This is a genomic window from Bartonella sp. CL435QHHD, assembly GCF_042195095.1.
Taxonomy (GTDB): Bacteria; Pseudomonadota; Alphaproteobacteria; order Rhizobiales; family Rhizobiaceae; genus Bartonella.
Genome location: NZ_JBHINS010000062.1, coordinates 23,744 through 40,555 on the forward strand (window position 1 = coordinate 23,744; position 16,812 = coordinate 40,555).

Sequence of the window (16,812 nt, forward strand, 5' to 3'; positions counted from 1 at the left end):
AGATCATTTAGATTATGAAATTGAGATTTCTTATCAAAGGCATATACGCAATAATTTTTAAGTGTTTAAATTTATAGGGATTAAGATGAGAGGTATAATTATTAGTCAAGATCAAGGAACTTATCTCGTTGCTGGTGATGATGGTAAACGTTATCAGTTTGCGACTTGGGATTGGTTGGGAAAGAATCCACCAAGGATTGGTAATGCTGTTGATTTTGTCTGTGAAGGGGGGGTTGTCAGTTCTGTTTTTCCATTGTTGAGATCAGGTACAGAGAACACAAAGATAATGTTCGCACTGCTTTGTTGGGTTGCAGGTATCTTTGGTGTCCATCGCTTTATGGTTGGTAAAGTTAGGACTGGTGCTTTAATGCTAGTTCTATCTTTATCATTGTTTGGATTGATAATTACCGGCATTTGGGCAATTGTTGATTTTATAGTCATTCTTGGTGGAAAATTTACGGATAAAGATGGGAATCAGATTACCGATTTGTAAAAAAATTACAATAAAAAGAAAATAATAAAGTCTACTTTTTATTTCGATCAATATATTAAGTTGCATAATGCAAGATTATTGTACTCTATTTCTTTAATGTGAGATATTAAGAGAAATATGCACAATTGAATAAAAGTATTGAAAAAGACTGTGCTATTTTATGTGGGTAAAACAACGACGTAAATCAACTAAGGTTGTTTTGTATTGCTGCTTATAGCAGCAGAAAGCGTTAGATCATTGGAGGGCAAAACTATTTTAATTTCATGTTTATCACGGTGAGTACGAATTGTATTTACACCGTGAGGTTAATCCGCATATTATCGAATTGAAATTAATCTCTTTATGAATAACACATAAGGAGCAGCTTTATAGGTGGGCAAGAATGAAAGGTAAGATTATTGGTCATGATCAAGGAGATTATTTCATTTCAGGGGCTGATGGTAAGCGCTATCAGTTTGCGAATTGGGATTGGTCAGGAAAAACGCCGCCGAAAGTTGGTGACGTCGTTGATTTTGTGTGTGAAGGGGATACCATTAAATCTATTTTCCCTATCTCAACTGAAGGTCAGTCACAGCAATCAAAAGTGACGTTAGCGGTCGTTTGTTTTTTCTAGGTGGACTAGGGATTCATCGTTTTATTGTTGGTAAAGTTGGAACTGGCATTGTAATGCTTCTTATAAATATACTAAGTATAATCAGTCTACCATTTACTTTTGGGTTAGGGATTATAGGGATTATTTTTATAATTACACCTTGGGTATTGATTGATTTTATAGTCATTTTAACAGGAAATTTTAAAGACAAAGATGGGTGTAAAATCACAAGTTAGTGGGATATCCAATATTTGTAATACAAAAAGTGGGGCATTCAGCTTACTTTGATTGTATTAAGGGGGGATAAATTGAAATAACAAATTATTTTGGTGTAGATTTAGTAATGAGGTATTAATCAAAATCATGCATAGTTGAGCAAAATATTAAAAAATTTGTGCTGTAAAGACTGTGCTATTTTATGTGGACAAAGCAGAAACGTCGATCAATCAAAGTACGCTTTGTACTACCTCTTATGACGGTGGGAGTCTTAAGCTATTTCAGTTATCACATTTATCATGGTGAGTATGGATTGTATTCACGCAGTGAAGTTAATCAGCATATTAGCGAATTAGAAAAGGAGCTTCATAAAATAGAAGCTGAGCGGATATTCATGGAAAAGCGTATTTCTCTTTTACGCAATGGGCATATAGAAAAAGATATGTTGGATGAGTATGTCCGAAAGAATTTGAACTTCTCTAAGCCAAATGAACTGACAATCTTAATACCTTGAAATGATACCAAAGGTAAATGAAAAATCGCTTAATTTAAACAACAATCAGCAATGATATTGTTTAAGCCGATTGATAAGGCTTGTAACTTTTGTTCGTAAAGGTTATTCCTAAATAATCATAAAAGGGAGTTTAATATGGCAGAACGACTTAAAAAAAATTCTGCGTCGGCGGCGCGCACTGCATTATCAAGCACCACAAAGAAAGCACCAATAGCAGATTTTACAAAAGAAGAAGAAATTGATGCTTATCGTGAAATGCTTTTAATTCGCCGTTTTGAAGAAAAAGCAGGACAACTTTATGGTATGGGGCTTATAGGGGGATTTTGTCACCTTTATATTGGTCAGGAAGCCGTTGTTATAGGAACATTGAAAGCGGCAAAAGAAGGTGATCAGGTTATTACGTCTTACCGTGATCATGGTCATATGTTAGCGGTTGGGATGAGTCCGCGTGGGGTTATGGCAGAATTAACGGGGCGCCAAGGTGGCTTTTCCAAAGGGAAAGGTGGCTCGATGCATATGTTCTCTAAAGAAAAGAACTTTTATGGGGGACATGGTATTGTTGGTGCGCAGGTTCCCATTGGTTCAGGTTTGGCATTTTCGAATCAGTACCTTGATAAAGATAATGTGACATTGGTTTATTTTGGTGATGGTGCTGCAAATCAGGGGCAGGTTTACGAGAGTTTTAATATGGCTTCACTTTGGAAGCTTCCCGTTGTTTATATTATTGAAAACAATCAGTATGCTATGGGAACGTCAGTTTCACGTGCATCTGCAGAAACTGATTTTTCCCGACGTGGTCTTTCTTTTGAAATTCCAGGTATTGTTGTTGACGGTATGGATGTTCGATCAGTAAAAGGAGCTGCTGATGAAGCTATTTCTTGGGCACGCTCAGGTAAAGGACCGATCATTCTTGATATGCAGACCTATCGCTATCGTGGTCATTCCATGTCTGACCCAGCAAAATATCGTTCAAAGGAAGAAGTCCAAAAAATAAAAGAGGAGCACGATCCGATTGATCAAGTAAAAAGTCGGATTCTTAAAAAAAATTGGGCGAGCGAAGACGATTTAAAATCTATTGAGAAAGAGGTCCGTGCAATTGTTGCTGATGCGGTAGATTTTGCACAAAGTGATCAAGAGCCAGATGCTTCTGAGCTCTATACTGATATTTTAGTTTGATGCGAGGGAAGCAAGTATGTCTATTGATATTTTGATGCCGGCGCTTTCACCAACTATGGAAGAAGGTAAACTGTCTAAATGGCTCAAGAAAGAAGGTGATAAGGTTAGCTCTGGCGATGTTATTGCTGAAATTGAAACGGATAAGGCTACAATGGAAGTAGAGGCCGTTGATGAAGGTACTCTTGGTAAAATTTTTGTGCCTGAAGGTTCAGAAGGCGTAAGGGTTAACACTGTTATTGCAATTTTGTTAGAAGAAGGTGAGCGTGCTGAGGATATTTCGCAACCTACTGATATAGCACAAAAACCTAAGGAATCTGCTCTTTCTCTACCTTTGTCAGTTCCGCAGGCTGCTCCTACTTTTGATACATCTCTTAATTTTGATATTCCAGCGGGAACACAAATGGTTACAATGACAGTTCGTGAAGCGCTTAATCAGGCTTTGGCTGAAGAAATGCGGCGTGATGAAACAGTTTTTCTTATGGGGGAAGAAGTCGCGCAATATCAAGGTGCCTATAAGGTTAGTCAGGGTTTGTTGGAAGAGTTCGGGGAACGCCGAGTTATTGATACCCCAATTACAGAGCACGGCTTTGCTGGGCTGGCTGTTGGGGCTGCTTTTGGTGGGTTACGTCCTATTGTCGAGTTTATGACCTTTAATTTTGCGATGCAGGCGATGGACCAAATTATTAACTCAGCAGCCAAAACACGTTATATGTCTGGTGGACAAATGACCGCTCCTATGGTTTTCCGAGGTCCCAATGGTGCGGCTGCCCGTGTTGGTGCTCAACATTCTCAATGCTATGCTGCATGGTATAGTCATGTACCAGGTCTGAAAGTTGTCATGCCTTATAGTGCTGCAGATGCAAAAGGTTTGCTGAAAGCTGCTATTCGTGATGATAATCCTGTTATTTTCCTTGAAAATGAGATTTTGTATGGGCATCAATTTGATGTTCCTCAACTGGATGACTTTCTTTTGCCTATTGGTAAGGCGCGTATTCATAAGTCTGGACAAGATGTGACGATTGTTGCATGTGGAATTGGGATGCATTATGCTGTTCAAGCGTTACCAGAAATTGAAAAACTTGGTATTGATGTTGAATTGATTGATTTACGAACCATTCGCCCTATGGATCTTCCAACAATTCTTTCGTCAGTTAAAAAAACAGGTCGTTTGGTAACAATTGAAGAGGGATTTCCTCAGTCATCCGTGGGAACTGAAATAGCAACGCGTGTTATGCAGCAGGCTTTTGACTATCTTGATGCGCCAATTGCTACGATTTCTGGCAAAGATGTTCCGATGCCTTATGCCGCTAATCTTGAGAAGTTGGCTTTGCCTAATACTGCTGAAATTATTGAGGCAGTTCAGGCTGTGACATACAGAGCATAACGGAGGAAAGCATAATGCCCATTAAAATTACAATGCCAGCGCTTTCCCCTACGATGGAAGAGGGAAATTTAACAAAATGGAATATTAAGGAGGGAGATAAGGTTTCCTCTGGTGATGTTATTGCTGAAATTGAGACGGATAAAGCGACAATGGAAGTCGAAGCCGTTGATGAAGGTAGGGTTGCTAAAATTGTTGTTCCTGCTGGAACACAAGGCGTTAAAGTAAATGCTTTAATTGTTGTTTTAGCAGAAGAAGGTGAAGATTTAGCTGAAGCTGCAAAAGTTACAGAAGAAATCTCTTCTTCTACAAGACAAGAATCAGAGGGCATAAAACAGACAGATTCTCTGAAACAGACGGACTCAAAGGGAATAAAAATGTCTCATGAATCATCAACTGGGCAATTAATACAGCAAGATAAAAAAGAAGCTCGTCTTTTTGCCTCTCCCTTAGCGCGGCGATTAGCATCTCAGGCAGGTCTTGATTTATCCCTTATTTCTGGAAGTGGTCCGCATGGGCGTATTATTAAGCGCGATGTGGAAAAAGCTGTGAGCAGCGATATTTCTAAAGTGTCTTATTCATCACAGATAGGGGAGCTAACAGCTACAGGTGCTTCAGACAAACAGATATTGAAACTCTTCAAAGAGGATGAATATAGCTTCGTTCCCCATAATAATATGCGTAAAACAATCGCGACACGTTTGGTGGAATCAAAACAGAAAGTCCCACATTTCTATGTAACGGTAGATTGTGAACTTGATGCGCTATTAGCACTGCGTACACAACTGAATGCTGCTGCACCAATGGTTAAAAGGCAGGAAGAAACTCAGCCTACTTATAAGCTTTCTGTTAATGACATGGTGATCAAAGCTGTCGCACTTTCTTTGAAAGCGGTTCCTGATGCGAATGTCTCTTGGCTTGAAGGTGGGATGATTCATCATAAACATTGTGATGTTGGGGTTGCTGTTTCTATTCCCAATGGATTAATTACACCGATTATTCGCCATGCAGAGGAAAAGCCGTTATCACTTATTTCCAAAGAGATGAAGGATTTTGCAAAGCGTGCGCGCGAGGGCAAGTTAAAAATGGAAGAATATCAGGGTGGAACAACAGCTGTATCAAATATGGGGATGTATGGTATAAAAAGTTTTTCTGCTATTCTTAATCCACCGCATGCGACGATTTTTGCGATTGGTGCAGGGGAGCAGCGTGCCGTTGTTAAAAATGATGCATTAGTCGTTGCGACAGTTATGTCAGTTACGATTTCTGCTGATCATCGTGCTGTCGATGGTGCTTTAGCAGCAGAGATCGCGCGGACTTTTAAGAAGATGATTGAAAATCCATTAGCAATGTTGGTTTGAACTGTTTAACAGTTCTTCACGTAAATTGTGAGAGAGTGTATTAAGAGAATAAAAGCAAATTTAACGAGTTTGAAGAGCAATGTTATTGCTATTTCTGGTTTGGGTAAAGCATTTACGTAAGCAAAAGACATAAGATGATTCTGTCATGTTATTTTGCAGACTTAAGTTCAAAAAGTGCATATCCGTTTTATATATATCCATGGAGGAATTACTGTGGCAAATCTTTATGATGTAATTGTGATTGGATCAGGTCCAGGCGGATATGTAACCGCAATTCGTGCAGCACAATGTGGCTTTAAGACTGCGATTGTTGAACGTGAACATTTGGGAGGGATCTGTTTAAATTGGGGATGTATTCCCACAAAGACCCTTCTACGTTCAGCGGAAATGAAACATTTTGCTGAACATGCGAAAAATTATGGACTAAAAATTAATGGTTCAATTGAGGCAAACATCAAAGATGTTGTGGCACGTTCACGCGGTGTTTCAGCACGTTTAAATGCTGGTGTTGATTTTCTAATGAAAAAAAACAAAATTGATATTATTTGGGGTGAAGCAAAGCTTACTAAAGAAGCAAAGGGAAGCCATCCTGCGGAAATTATGGTTTCTTCATCCTCAAAACCGATTATGCAACCGCAAAATCCAGTCCCTAAAGGAACGTTAGGGGAGGGAACTTATCAAGCAAAGCATATCATTATTGCAACGGGCGCACGTCCTCGTGTTCTTCCTGGTATTGAACCAGATGGAAAACTCATTTGGACTTATTTTGAAGCTATGATACCGCCAGCAATGCCAAAATCGCTTTTGGTTATAGGGTCTGGGGCTATTGGCATTGAATTTGCCTCTTTTTATCGTGATATGGGGGCGACAGTAACTGTTGTTGAAATGATGCCTCATATCATGCCTGCTGAAGATATTGAAATTTCAACGTTTGCTCGTAAACAGTTAGAGAAAAGAGGTTTACGCATTCTTCGTCAAGCAAAAGTAACAAAGGTTGAAAAGTCTTCCGATTCTGTGACTGTACATATTGATGTTCAAGGTAAAATAGAGACAATAACTGTTGACCGGTTAATTTCCGCTGTAGGGGTGCAAGGTAATATTGAGAATCTTGGTTTAGAATCTTTGGGAATAAAAACCGATCGCGGGTGCATTGTAACTGATGAATGGAGTTGGACGGGGGTGGAAGGCATTTATGCTATTGGTGATGTAGCAGGTCCTCCTATGTTGGCCCATAAAGCAGAAGAAGAAGGAGTGATATGTATTGAGCATCTTGCAGGTTTGAAGAGTGCTCATCCGCTTGATAAAAGAAAAATTCCAGGGTGTACATATTGTACACCACAGGTTGCTTCTGTAGGGCTTTCAGAAGCGGCTGCAAAAGAAGCAGGTTATGATATACGTATTGGTCGTTATTCTTTTGCTGCGAATGGTAAGGCGATTGCTTTGGGTGAAGATCAGGGGTTAGTAAAAACGATTTTTGATAAAAAAACAGGACAGCTTCTCGGGGCCCATATGGTAGGGGCTGAGGTAACAGAATTGATACAGGGCTTTGTTATTGCTATGAATCTTGAAACAACAGAAGAAGAATTAATGCATACTGTCTTTCCACATCCGACCTTATCGGAAATGATGAAAGAAAGTGTATTAGATGCTTATGGTCAAGTTTTAAACGCTTGATGACTGGATTGTATGAAAAATTTTATATTTTTGATTGTTACTTCGTATTTATAAGGCAAAGGCTTAAATGGTTACGGTTGTTGATAGAGTTACAAATAGACGTTTGCGTCATCCTGAAAAGGCACATCGTCCTGATACAAGCGTTCAAAAAAAGCCAGATTGGATTCGTGTAAAAGCGCCAACATCACCAATTTATAAGGAAACACATGGTATTGTACGTACGCATAAGTTAGTGACTGTATGCGAAGAAGCTGGTTGCCCTAATATTGGCGAATGTTGGAGCCAGAGGCATGCTAGCTTTATGATTTTAGGTGAAATATGTACGCGTGCTTGTGCTTTTTGTAACGTTGCAACAGGTATTCCACTTGCCGTTGATGATAATGAGCCAGAACGTGTCGCCGATGCTGTTGCACGGATGGAATTAAAACATGTTGTCATTACATCTGTTGATCGTGATGATCTTGCTGATGGTGGTGCTGAGCATTTTGCAAAAGTTATTTATGCGATTCGTCAAAAAACTCCTAAAACAACAATTGAAGTTCTTACACCTGATTTTCGTCATAAGGATGGCGCTTTAGAAGTTGTTGTTGCTGCTAAGCCTGATGTTTTTAATCATAACTTAGAAACAGTTCCTTCTAAATATTTGAAGGTCCGTCCAGGGGCGCGTTATTTTCATTCAATTCGTTTATTACAACGCGTTAAAGAACTTGATCCAACAATTTTTACAAAATCGGGAATTATGGTTGGCCTTGGGGAGGAGCGAAATGAGATTTTGCAATTGATGGATGATTTGCGCGCTGCTGATGTTGACTTTATGACAATTGGACAATATTTGCAGCCTACACGAAAACATCATCCAGTTATTCGTTTTGTGCCTCCTGAAGAATTTGAGTCTTTTGCCAAGATTGGTAAAGTAAAAGGATTTTTACATATGGCTTCCAATCCTCTGACGCGTTCATCTCATCACGCTGGAGATGATTTTGCCATTTTGCAAAAAGCGCGTGATGAAAAATTTTCCTTACAGAGATAATTATGCCGATTTTTACAATACATCGGCAGATCACCCATAGTGCCAGTGAAATGTTTGATCTGGTTTCAGATATTGAGCGTTATCCTGAATTTTTACCAATGTGTGAGTCTTTAATAATACGTTCTCGAAAAGAATATGGAAAAAAAATATTGCTTCTTGCGGATATGACCGTTGGCTATAAGATTATTCGTGAAACTTTTACGACTCAAGTATTTCTTCAGCCGGAAAAAAGTCTTATAGAAGTTAAATATATTGATGGTCCATTCAAATATCTTGAAAATCGTTGGGCCTTTCATGATATTGAAAATACCAATGCATGTAATGTAGAGTTTTTTATTGATTATGAATTTAAAAGTAAAACGCTTGGATTAGTGATGGGCTCAATGTTTGATATTGCGTTTCGTAAATTTACCGAGGCTTTTGAGAAGCGTGCGCATCAGATTTATGGCTCTACGGTAACATAGTCTATTCTGTTATTTTTTAACAATACGTATTGCTTATAACAGCGTGAAGGTGAAAACCGGTTTCCATCTTTACTATTTGTTTTTAATTCAGCTTTCAAAAGCATATTGAAGGAACATCATTTTAAATGATGAAGATGATGTACAGCTTCACTCTTTTGTTTCTCTCTTTTTTAATGGATACATATCCGTTAAACAGAACGCCCAAATAGAACATGCTTGCGTCATACCCATTTCATAATAGTGCTCATAATAAATAGTATAGATCCTTCGTAAAAGCATATAAACTCCACATCTGTACGTTTATGAACAAGTCAGCCTGCACCATTTATTTGCCATCTCTCAAGATGTTGCGCCAGCTCTTAGCACTTGAGAGAGAGGTACAAGTGTCCCTTTCTTTAATCATTTTATTTACTACAGTTTTTTTCTCTTGTGGCGTGCAAGTGAATAAATTTGATTAATTCAACCTACACAGGGCTGAAGTGAGATAACTTTACGCTATTCAGGTCTTTCATTTTCAAGGTGTGGGCGACTATAGACTCAATGTGGAATAGAGAATTTTGAAATTAGTATGGGGAATTCAGTGAAGTAATTCCAGAATCATTTTAAAAACATTTTCAACAGTTGCATGGCGGATAGCATTGCGATTAAGATGAGCAAAGTGCATTTCTTTGTGCAGGGGGGGGTGATTTTTATAAGCTACTGCGCAATGCACAAGTCCTACAGGTTTATCAAGACTTGCACCTCCTGGACCAGCAATCCCTGTTACAGAAACTGCAATGTCAGCTTGTGAATGTTTTAATCCACCCTCCGCCATTGCAAGAGCAACTTCTTTTGAAACGGCACCATAGGTTCTTATAAGTTCAGCACAAACGCCAACAAGGCGTGTTTTGGATTCATTTGAATAAACAACAAATCCACAGTCGAGAACATCTGACGATCCTGCAATATTTGTGAGGCTTGCAGCAATGAGTCCCCCTGTACAAGACTCTACAGTTGTTAACAGTAAACCTTTTTGGCGAAAGGTATTAAGGACTTCATGTGCTTGTTTTTCACAAAGATATGTCATTGGGGAATTTCTCCTGAATAAAGAACGCTCGCTGTTGCAAGAGCAGCAATTCCCTCACCACGACCAATAAATCCAAGCTTTTCATTTGTTGTTGCTTTGATAGAGATTCGATCAGGTGTCATTGCAAGTATTGTCATAAGATTTTCTGTCATAGCATGACGATAGGGACCAATTTTAGGATTTTCAGCGATAATTGTGATATCAACATTGGCGATACGACCATCTGCTTGTTTTATAATATCGAGAGCATGACGGAGAAAAATTTCTGATGATACATTTTTCCATTGAGGATCAGAGGGAGGAAAATGTGTACCGATATCTCCAGCACCTTGAGTTGCAAGAAGGGCATCTGTTAATGCATGAAGAGCAACATCCGCATCGGAGTGTCCATTTAATTTTTTATGAAAAGGGATTTTTATACCACATAATATAAGAAAATCACCATCTTCAAAAGAGTGAACATCATAACCATTGCCAGTACGGATATCAGGAAACATTTGCATTTTCTTTTGGAGATATAAATGTGCAGTATTAAAATCTTCATGCCATGTAATTTTTATGTTGTTAGGATCCCCAGGAACGGTACGCATAGGAATTCCAAACCATTCGGCAATTGCAGAATCGTCAGTGAATTCTTGTTTGCAAGCTTGTTTTGCTTGTTTATGGGCCGCTAAGATATGTTCAAAGGGAAAACACTGTGGAGTTTGTGCACTATAAAGATGGGTACGGGGAATTGTTTCTAAAACATGCTGATTATTTATACGTTTAAGGGTATCAGAGATGGGCAGAACAGGAAGAACACCTTCTTGAGGCGTGATAGTGTTGTGAATGTTATTAAAAAGCTTGTTTTCAATAAAAGGGCGTGCACCATCATGAATATGCACATATTGGGGGGAAAATTTTTTAAGTGCCTGAAGTCCATGTAAGGTAGAGATTTGACGTGTATTGCCTCCTTCAACGATAATAAGGCGCTCTTTAAAATCGCCAATAGCTTGTTCACAGATTTGACGATCTTCTGGATGAATAACAAGGATAATTGTTGTGATAGCTGGATGCTGCAAAAAACAATGCACGGTATGATAAATAATCGGCTTTTGTCCTAGAAGCCGATATTGTTTTGGAATTTTATAGGGAGATCCTGCTCTTTCACCCCGTCCAGCGGCTAATATTATTGCTGCAATAGAAATACTTAATCTCCTTGTATTATAATCTTAGTTTTCTTTTTTGTCATTAATTTTAAAATGATTTTGAAAGGATGGTTGTTGTAGATCAGCAAGGGATATCATGGACAACACCTCAAAAAAAGCATTTAATGCTTTTTGAAGTGCGGTATTTAAACCACAAAAATCAAACAAGGGGCAAGTTGGTTCTGCAGTATCGAAACATTCTGCTAGGGAAAAGTTGTCTTCTGTTACTTTCACAACATCAGCGACTGAAATCTCTGCTGCGGGTTTAGCCAATCTAACTCCACCATTGCGTCCACGCACTGTTTGTATAAAACCTGCTTGAACAAGCAGCTGAAGGATTTTAAATAAAAAAAGTTCTGAAACGGCATATGCTTTAGCAATTTCTGGAACACGACTGAGAGTTCCCTGATTATCTGCACAATACATGAGCATTCGAAGAGCATAATTTGTTTGTTTTGTTAATCGCATCTCATTTCCTTCGTAAAGTATCGTCGAACACAGTCTATTTTAAAGATATTTTGCAAAATATAGAAGCTTTTCCTCATTGACTATATTTGCCCTATTTTAAATGTAGTATTAGTATTGTCAATTTTTGCTACAAAAGGTTATATGAGAATAATGGGATAAGGGTATGTAAGCTCATGACGAATATAACATCTGTGACGAATCTTCAAGACATAGATAAAAATACTTATAACGATGAGTTGTATCGTTTAAGTAAGGTATATATTTTTTTAGGGATTACAATTATTGTATTGGCTTTACTTACGGCCTCTGTTTCGTTTATTATTCTTATTGGATTAACTCCTGTTGTTCCCAGTAGAACAGTAACCCTTATTCTTATAGGGATTAATAGTTTTTGGGTTTTAGGGCTTATTGTCATCGTTTTTTATGAGATGATTCCGATCATTCGTGCTTGGCGTTCAAGGCGTGCAGGATCGCGTCTTCATGTGCGTCTTATTTCATTGTTTGCACTTGTTGCGACAATGCCAGCTGTTGCTGTAGCTCTTGTATCGGGTCCAGCACTAAATTTGGGACTTGATCGATGGTTTGATACAACAACGCGGCAAATTGTGGGCTCTTCTATTGATTTAGCAAATGCTTATGCAGATGAAATGCTTCAAAATTTAAAAAATTTATCCTACGCGATGGCATTTGCACTTGATAACAAAAAACTCTTAGAACGTAATCCAGCTGAATATAGGATGCAATTGACGCGTCATGCTATAGGACGCAATTTGCGTGGTGCATTTTTGTTAAGTTCTAGCGGAGCTATTTTTGTATCGAGTGCTCTTGGTGATGAAGATAAACTGCCAATTCCTCCTTCTCATCTTATTGAACGTGCAACCAGTGCGAGACCTTTTTCTTTTCAACCAGGCGTTCATGATTATTTTGGTATTATTTTAAAATTTACCAACATTCCAAACACATTTTTATATTTGGTGCGTGACGTTGATAAAGGTGTTTTATCTGCTTTGCGTTTGACAGAAGTTAATACAGATCGCTATCGTGATTTAAATGAAAATCGCCTGCTGACACAGATTGCATTTGGTATGCTTTATTTGTGTCTTTTTTTTAGTTTATTCTTATCAGCTATTTGGGCTGCTATTGCTGTTGCTGATCGTTTAGTGCGTCCTATTCGTCTTCTCATTAGTGCTGCCGATGATGTTGCTTCTGGAAATATGGAAATTTTCGTGCCAGTACGAGCAAAAGATGGAGATATTGGGCAATTATCCAAAACTTTTAATTACATGGTCAGTGAATTGAAAAGTCGGCGTAATGAGTTGATTGCAGTGCGTGATCAAATTGATGAAAGACGGCGTTTTTCTGAAGCTGTGTTATCGGGTGTAACAGCGGGAGTAGCAGGTATAGATGATAATGGTGATATCACCATTATCAATCGGTCTATTGAAGCGATGTTTGATATTCGCTCTGAGCACGTTGTTGGACAAAGTCTTTTATCTTTAAGCGCTGAAATTTGGCAGGTTTTTCAGTTTGTGCGTTCATTAGATCGTAAAAACCATCGTGAACAGGTCACTTTAAACGTTGCAGGAAAAGAGCGTGTCTGTAATGTTCAAGTTACGATGGAGGAGGATGATGGACAGGGGCAATCTTGGGTTCTAACAATTGATGATATTACTGACCTTGTTGCAGCGCAACGTACAGCGGCGTGGGCGGATATTGCGCGGCGTATTGCGCACGAAATTAAAAATCCTCTTACACCTATTCAGTTATCCGCTGAACGCATTCGTAAACGTTATAACAAAGCTATTACACAAGATAGAGAGGTTTTTGAGCGGTGTATTGACACGATTATTCGGCAGGTTGGAGATATTGGGCGTATGGTTGATGAGTTTTCCTCTTTTGCACGTATGCCCAAACCCAAAATGCATATTTTAGATATACGAGAATTGTTGCGCGAAGCATGTTTCTTGATAGAGGTGACGCGACATGATATTCATTTTGAGCAAGATTTAGGAACTCTACCACTTATGGGTGCATTTGATAACCGTCTCATTGTACAGGCTTTCTGCAATGTTATCAAAAACGCGAGCGAATCCATAGATTCAGTTATGCGAGAGGAAAATATTCACGGTCATATTCTTGTCCGTTCTTATCGACAGAAAGAATGGGTGGTTGTGGATGTTGTTGATAACGGGAAAGGACTTCCTAAAGAGCAAAGACAAAAGTTATTAGAACCCTATATAACAACGCGGGAAAAAGGAACAGGACTGGGGTTAGCCATTGTGCGCAAAGTTATTGAAGATCACGGTGGTTTCATGGAGCTTCATGATGCACCGGAGAGTTTTTATGAAGGTCGTGGTGCGATGATCCGTTTGATATTTCCTGCGGATGGGGGTAAGCAGGGTAATATTATACAAGCCATAAATCATAAGATAGGGGAATAGTATGGTATCAGATATCTTGATTGTTGATGATGAAGCAGATATTCGTGAGCTTGTTGCTGGTATTTTAGAGGATGAAGGTTATGAAACGCGCGTTGCTTGTAACTCTGATGAAGCATTGGCTCAAATTAGTGAGCGTATTCCAAAGCTCATTTTTTTGGATATTTGGCTACAGGGTAGTCGTCTCGATGGTTTAGCACTGCTTGATGAAATTAAAACACAATATCCGGCTCTTCCGGTCGTTATGATCTCTGGTCATGGTAATATTGAGACGGCTGTTTCCGCTATAAAGCGAGGGGCATATGATTTCATTGAAAAACCTTTTAAAGCTGATAGACTTGTATTGGTTGCAGAGAGAACACTTGAAAATTCAAATTTAAAACGTGAGCTTTTAGAATTACGAAAGCGTTCGAACGAGACATTAGAGTTGCTCGGAAAATCGACAGTTATAAAAAATTTGCGTCAAATCATAGAAAAAGTAGCACCAACCAATAGTCGCATCATGATAACAGGTCCTTCAGGGGCAGGAAAAGAGACTGTTGCACGAACTATTCATGCGCTCTCAACGCGTTCGAATGGGCCATTTGTTACAATAAATGCTGCAACGATTACTCCGGAAAGAATGGAAATAGAGCTGTTTGGCAGCGAAATGGAGGGAAGAGAGCGTAAAATCGGTGCCTTAGAGGAAGCTCATGGCGGTATATTATATCTTGATGAAATTGCTGACATGCCACGTGAGACTCAAGGGAAGATTCTTCGGGTTTTAACGGGGCAAACATTTGAAAGAATTGGCGGCACAAAACGTGTTAAGGTGGATGTCCGTATCATTTCTTCGACAGCGCAAAATCTTGAAAACCTCATTTCTGATGGGCGCTTTAGGGAGGATCTTTTTCACCGTCTTTCCGTTGTTCCTATTGTTGTTCCGCCCCTTTCAGCGCGTCGTGAAGATATTCCAGAACTTGTACATCATTTTGTAAAAACAATATCACAGCAGGTTGGGATTAAACCGCGTGCAATCAGTGATGATGTGATTGCTATTTTGCAAACGCACGCTTGGCCGGGTAATGTGCGGCAATTACGTAATAATATTGAGCGTCTTCTTATTCTTGTGCGGGATGGTGATGGTCCTATAACAGCGGACTTTCTTCCCAGTGAAGTAAGTGATTCTTTGCCACGCCTTCAAATGGATTCAGATGAAAGTATAATGGATTTGCCGTTACGTGAAGCTCGAGAATTGTTTGAAAAGAGATATTTAGTGGCGCAGATTGGGCGTTTGGGTGGAAATATATCACGTACTGCTGAATTTATAGGCATGGAGCGTTCAGCTTTGCACCGTAAACTTAAAGCGCTTGGAGTTTCTTAAGCGATGCGTGTTATTATTTGTGGAGCAGGACAGGTTGGTTATGGGATAGCAGAGCGTCTTGCTGCTGAAAATCATGATGTTACTGTTATTGATATCGAAACGAGATTAATTGAAAAGATTCGCGATACATTGGATGTGAGAGGTTTTGTTGGTCACGGTTCACGGCCTGAAGTTCTTTTGGCAGCGGATGCAGACAAAGCTGATATGTTGATTGCTGTTACTTTGTTTGATGAAGTCAATATGGTAGCTTGCCAAGTAGCACATTCATTATTTAATGTGCCCACAAAAATTGCTCGTATTCGCTCACAATCTTATTTAGAGCCACGTTATAAGACGCTTTTTTCCAGAGAGAATATTCCCATTGATGTGGTTATTTCGCCAGAAGTTGAAGTTGGGGAAATGGTTTTGCGCCGTATTGCTTTACCTGGTGCAATAGATGTTCTTTATTTTTGTAATGATGATATTGTTGCGCTAGCCTTGGAATGTATGGAAGATTGTCCAGTTATTAATACACCTTTGCGTCAATTAACAGAGCTTTTTCCAGATCTTCATACGACGGTTACCGCTATTAAACGTGGCGCGGAATTATTGGTTGCACATTCAGAAACGCAATTACGCGTTGGTGATATAACCTATCTTGTTGTTTCTCGTGAACAGATGCGTCGTGCTGTTGGGCTTTTTGGTCATAAAGAACAAGATGCACACCGCATGATTATTGCAGGGGGTGGTCACATTGGCCTTTATGTTGCACAGGCGATTGAAAAGCGTTTCCATAAATTAAAATTGAAGATTATAGAATCGCATAGAGAAAGAGCTCTTACAATTGCTGATCAGCTTGAAAAAACGACAGTCTTATACGGTAACGTGTTAGATCCAGTGATTCTTCAAGATGCGGGAATTGATCAGTCCGATTTAATGATTACATTGACCAATCAAGATCAGGTTAATCTCTTAAGCGCTATTATTGCTAAAAGATTGGGCTGCAAAGCCAATATGGTATTGATTAATAATGTTGCCTATCAAGAATTTAGTCGTGCTGTTGGTGTGGATGCATATCTTAATCCCCATAGCGTTACAATATCGAGAATTTTGCAACAAATGCGCCGTGGGCGTATTCGTTCTGTTCATTCAGTTTTTAATGGCCGAGCAGAAATTATTGAAGCTGAAGTGATGCAAACATCTTCATTAGTTGGTAAGTCATTATCAGAGCTCAATTTATCAGATGGTTTGAGAATTGGTGCAATTTATCGCAATAAGACAATAATACAGCTTTCGGCAGATACGCGTATTTTGTCTGGTGATAGAATAGTGATTTTTGCTCTTGCTGATAGAGTTCGTGATGTTGAACAACTCTTTCGCGTAAGTTTAGAATATTTTTGATGTATTATC

General features: G+C 39.0%; 14 protein-coding genes and 1 pseudogene. 12 read left to right on the forward strand and 3 right to left on the reverse strand.

From position 1 onward, the window contains the following. Nucleotides 1-85: 85 nt before the first annotated feature. From ACFILH_RS04340 to ACFILH_RS04380, 9 genes and pseudogenes are all read left to right on the forward strand, one after another. Nucleotides 86-493, forward strand: a complete 408-nt coding sequence (locus ACFILH_RS04340) for a TM2 domain-containing protein (RefSeq protein ID WP_375659950.1) — start codon at nucleotides 86-88, stop codon at nucleotides 491-493. 382 nt (nucleotides 494-875) lie between these two features. Next, nucleotides 876-1,321 (forward strand): annotated as a pseudogene (locus tag ACFILH_RS04345) (TM2 domain-containing protein). Between the two features lie 182 nt (nucleotides 1,322-1,503). Further along, nucleotides 1,504-1,815 carry a septum formation initiator family protein gene (locus ACFILH_RS04350; RefSeq protein WP_012754998.1) on the forward strand — a complete coding sequence of 104 codons (312 nt, stop codon included), beginning with the start codon at nucleotides 1,504-1,506 and terminating at the stop codon, nucleotides 1,813-1,815. A gap of 135 nt (nucleotides 1,816-1,950) precedes the next feature. After that, complete coding sequence (gene pdhA / locus ACFILH_RS04355) at nucleotides 1,951-2,991, forward strand: pyruvate dehydrogenase (acetyl-transferring) E1 component subunit alpha (protein WP_375643075.1); 1,041 nt, start codon at nucleotides 1,951-1,953, stop codon at nucleotides 2,989-2,991. A gap of 16 nt (nucleotides 2,992-3,007) precedes the next feature. Further along, on the forward strand, nucleotides 3,008-4,375 hold the full coding sequence (locus tag ACFILH_RS04360) for a pyruvate dehydrogenase complex E1 component subunit beta (protein ID WP_375631357.1): 1,368 nt from the start codon (nucleotides 3,008-3,010) through the stop codon (nucleotides 4,373-4,375). 14 nt (nucleotides 4,376-4,389) lie between these two features. Beyond that, the gene (locus tag ACFILH_RS04365; protein WP_273791146.1) at nucleotides 4,390-5,733 is read left to right on the forward strand and encodes a pyruvate dehydrogenase complex dihydrolipoamide acetyltransferase; all 1,344 of its coding nucleotides are present in this window, start codon (nucleotides 4,390-4,392) and stop codon (nucleotides 5,731-5,733) included. A 213-nt stretch (nucleotides 5,734-5,946) separates the two neighbouring features. Then, nucleotides 5,947-7,407: a dihydrolipoyl dehydrogenase gene (gene lpdA / locus ACFILH_RS04370; protein WP_375643074.1), complete on the forward strand. Its 1,461-nt coding sequence runs from the start codon at nucleotides 5,947-5,949 to the stop codon at nucleotides 7,405-7,407. A 67-nt stretch (nucleotides 7,408-7,474) separates the two neighbouring features. Then, on the forward strand, nucleotides 7,475-8,437 hold the full coding sequence (lipA, locus tag ACFILH_RS04375; RefSeq protein WP_375631354.1) for a lipoyl synthase: 963 nt from the start codon (nucleotides 7,475-7,477) through the stop codon (nucleotides 8,435-8,437). A 2-nt stretch (nucleotides 8,438-8,439) separates the two neighbouring features. Next, nucleotides 8,440-8,901, forward strand: a complete 462-nt coding sequence (locus tag ACFILH_RS04380; protein WP_273791149.1) for a type II toxin-antitoxin system RatA family toxin — start codon at nucleotides 8,440-8,442, stop codon at nucleotides 8,899-8,901. 577 nt (nucleotides 8,902-9,478) lie between these two features. Here the strand turns inward: ACFILH_RS04380 and ACFILH_RS04385 are convergent. From ACFILH_RS04385 to rirA, 3 genes are read right to left on the reverse strand one after another with little or no spacing between them, the layout of a single operon-like run. Next, nucleotides 9,479-9,967 carry a CinA family protein gene (locus ACFILH_RS04385; protein ID WP_375631353.1) on the reverse strand — a complete coding sequence of 163 codons (489 nt, stop codon included), beginning with the start codon at nucleotides 9,965-9,967 and terminating at the stop codon, nucleotides 9,479-9,481. Next, nucleotides 9,964-11,154 (reverse strand): bifunctional 2-C-methyl-D-erythritol 4-phosphate cytidylyltransferase/2-C-methyl-D-erythritol 2,4-cyclodiphosphate synthase, encoded by a 1,191-nt coding sequence (locus tag ACFILH_RS04390; protein ID WP_273791165.1) that lies wholly within the window; start codon nucleotides 11,152-11,154, stop codon nucleotides 9,964-9,966. The genes ACFILH_RS04385 and ACFILH_RS04390 overlap by 4 nt, the downstream gene beginning before the upstream one ends. Nucleotides 11,155-11,178: 24 nt before the next feature. Next, nucleotides 11,179-11,622, reverse strand: coding sequence for an iron-responsive transcriptional regulator RirA (gene rirA / locus ACFILH_RS04395; RefSeq protein WP_273791151.1), 444 nt, complete (start codon nucleotides 11,620-11,622; stop codon nucleotides 11,179-11,181). Between the two features lie 173 nt (nucleotides 11,623-11,795). On the opposite strand from rirA, the gene ACFILH_RS04400 reads away from it, so the two are divergent. From ACFILH_RS04400 to trkA, 3 genes are read left to right on the forward strand one after another with little or no spacing between them, the layout of a single operon-like run. Beyond that, the gene (locus ACFILH_RS04400) at nucleotides 11,796-14,063 is read left to right on the forward strand and encodes a PAS domain-containing sensor histidine kinase (RefSeq protein ID WP_273791152.1); all 2,268 of its coding nucleotides are present in this window, start codon (nucleotides 11,796-11,798) and stop codon (nucleotides 14,061-14,063) included. Between the two features lies 1 nt (nucleotide 14,064). After that, nucleotides 14,065-15,423, forward strand: coding sequence for a sigma-54 dependent transcriptional regulator (locus tag ACFILH_RS04405; protein WP_273791153.1), 1,359 nt, complete (start codon nucleotides 14,065-14,067; stop codon nucleotides 15,421-15,423). Between the two features lie 3 nt (nucleotides 15,424-15,426). After that, complete coding sequence (trkA, locus tag ACFILH_RS04410; protein ID WP_273791154.1) at nucleotides 15,427-16,803, forward strand: Trk system potassium transporter TrkA; 1,377 nt, start codon at nucleotides 15,427-15,429, stop codon at nucleotides 16,801-16,803. Nucleotides 16,804-16,812 lie beyond the last annotated feature (9 nt).

What these genes read in the sequence shown, in the direction of transcription:
- ACFILH_RS04340 (WP_375659950.1), top strand. Translation starts at nt 86, where the DNA reads ATGAGAGGTATAATTATTAGTCAAGATCAAGGAACTTATCTCGTTGCT.
- ACFILH_RS04350 (WP_012754998.1), top strand. Translation starts at nt 1,504, where the DNA reads ATGTGGACAAAGCAGAAACGTCGATCAATCAAAGTACGCTTTGTACTA.
- pdhA (WP_375643075.1), top strand. Translation starts at nt 1,951, where the DNA reads ATGGCAGAACGACTTAAAAAAAATTCTGCGTCGGCGGCGCGCACTGCA.
- ACFILH_RS04360 (WP_375631357.1), top strand. Translation starts at nt 3,008, where the DNA reads ATGTCTATTGATATTTTGATGCCGGCGCTTTCACCAACTATGGAAGAA.
- ACFILH_RS04365 (WP_273791146.1), top strand. Translation starts at nt 4,390, where the DNA reads ATGCCCATTAAAATTACAATGCCAGCGCTTTCCCCTACGATGGAAGAG.
- lipA (WP_375631354.1), top strand. Translation starts at nt 7,475, where the DNA reads ATGGTTACGGTTGTTGATAGAGTTACAAATAGACGTTTGCGTCATCCT.
- ACFILH_RS04380 (WP_273791149.1), top strand. Translation starts at nt 8,440, where the DNA reads ATGCCGATTTTTACAATACATCGGCAGATCACCCATAGTGCCAGTGAA.
- ACFILH_RS04385 (WP_375631353.1), bottom strand. Translation starts at nt 9,967, where the DNA reads ATGACATATCTTTGTGAAAAACAAGCACATGAAGTCCTTAATACCTTT.
- rirA (WP_273791151.1), bottom strand. Translation starts at nt 11,622, where the DNA reads ATGCGATTAACAAAACAAACAAATTATGCTCTTCGAATGCTCATGTAT.
- ACFILH_RS04400 (WP_273791152.1), top strand. Translation starts at nt 11,796, where the DNA reads ATGACGAATATAACATCTGTGACGAATCTTCAAGACATAGATAAAAAT.
- ACFILH_RS04405 (WP_273791153.1), top strand. Translation starts at nt 14,065, where the DNA reads ATGGTATCAGATATCTTGATTGTTGATGATGAAGCAGATATTCGTGAG.
- trkA (WP_273791154.1), top strand. Translation starts at nt 15,427, where the DNA reads ATGCGTGTTATTATTTGTGGAGCAGGACAGGTTGGTTATGGGATAGCA.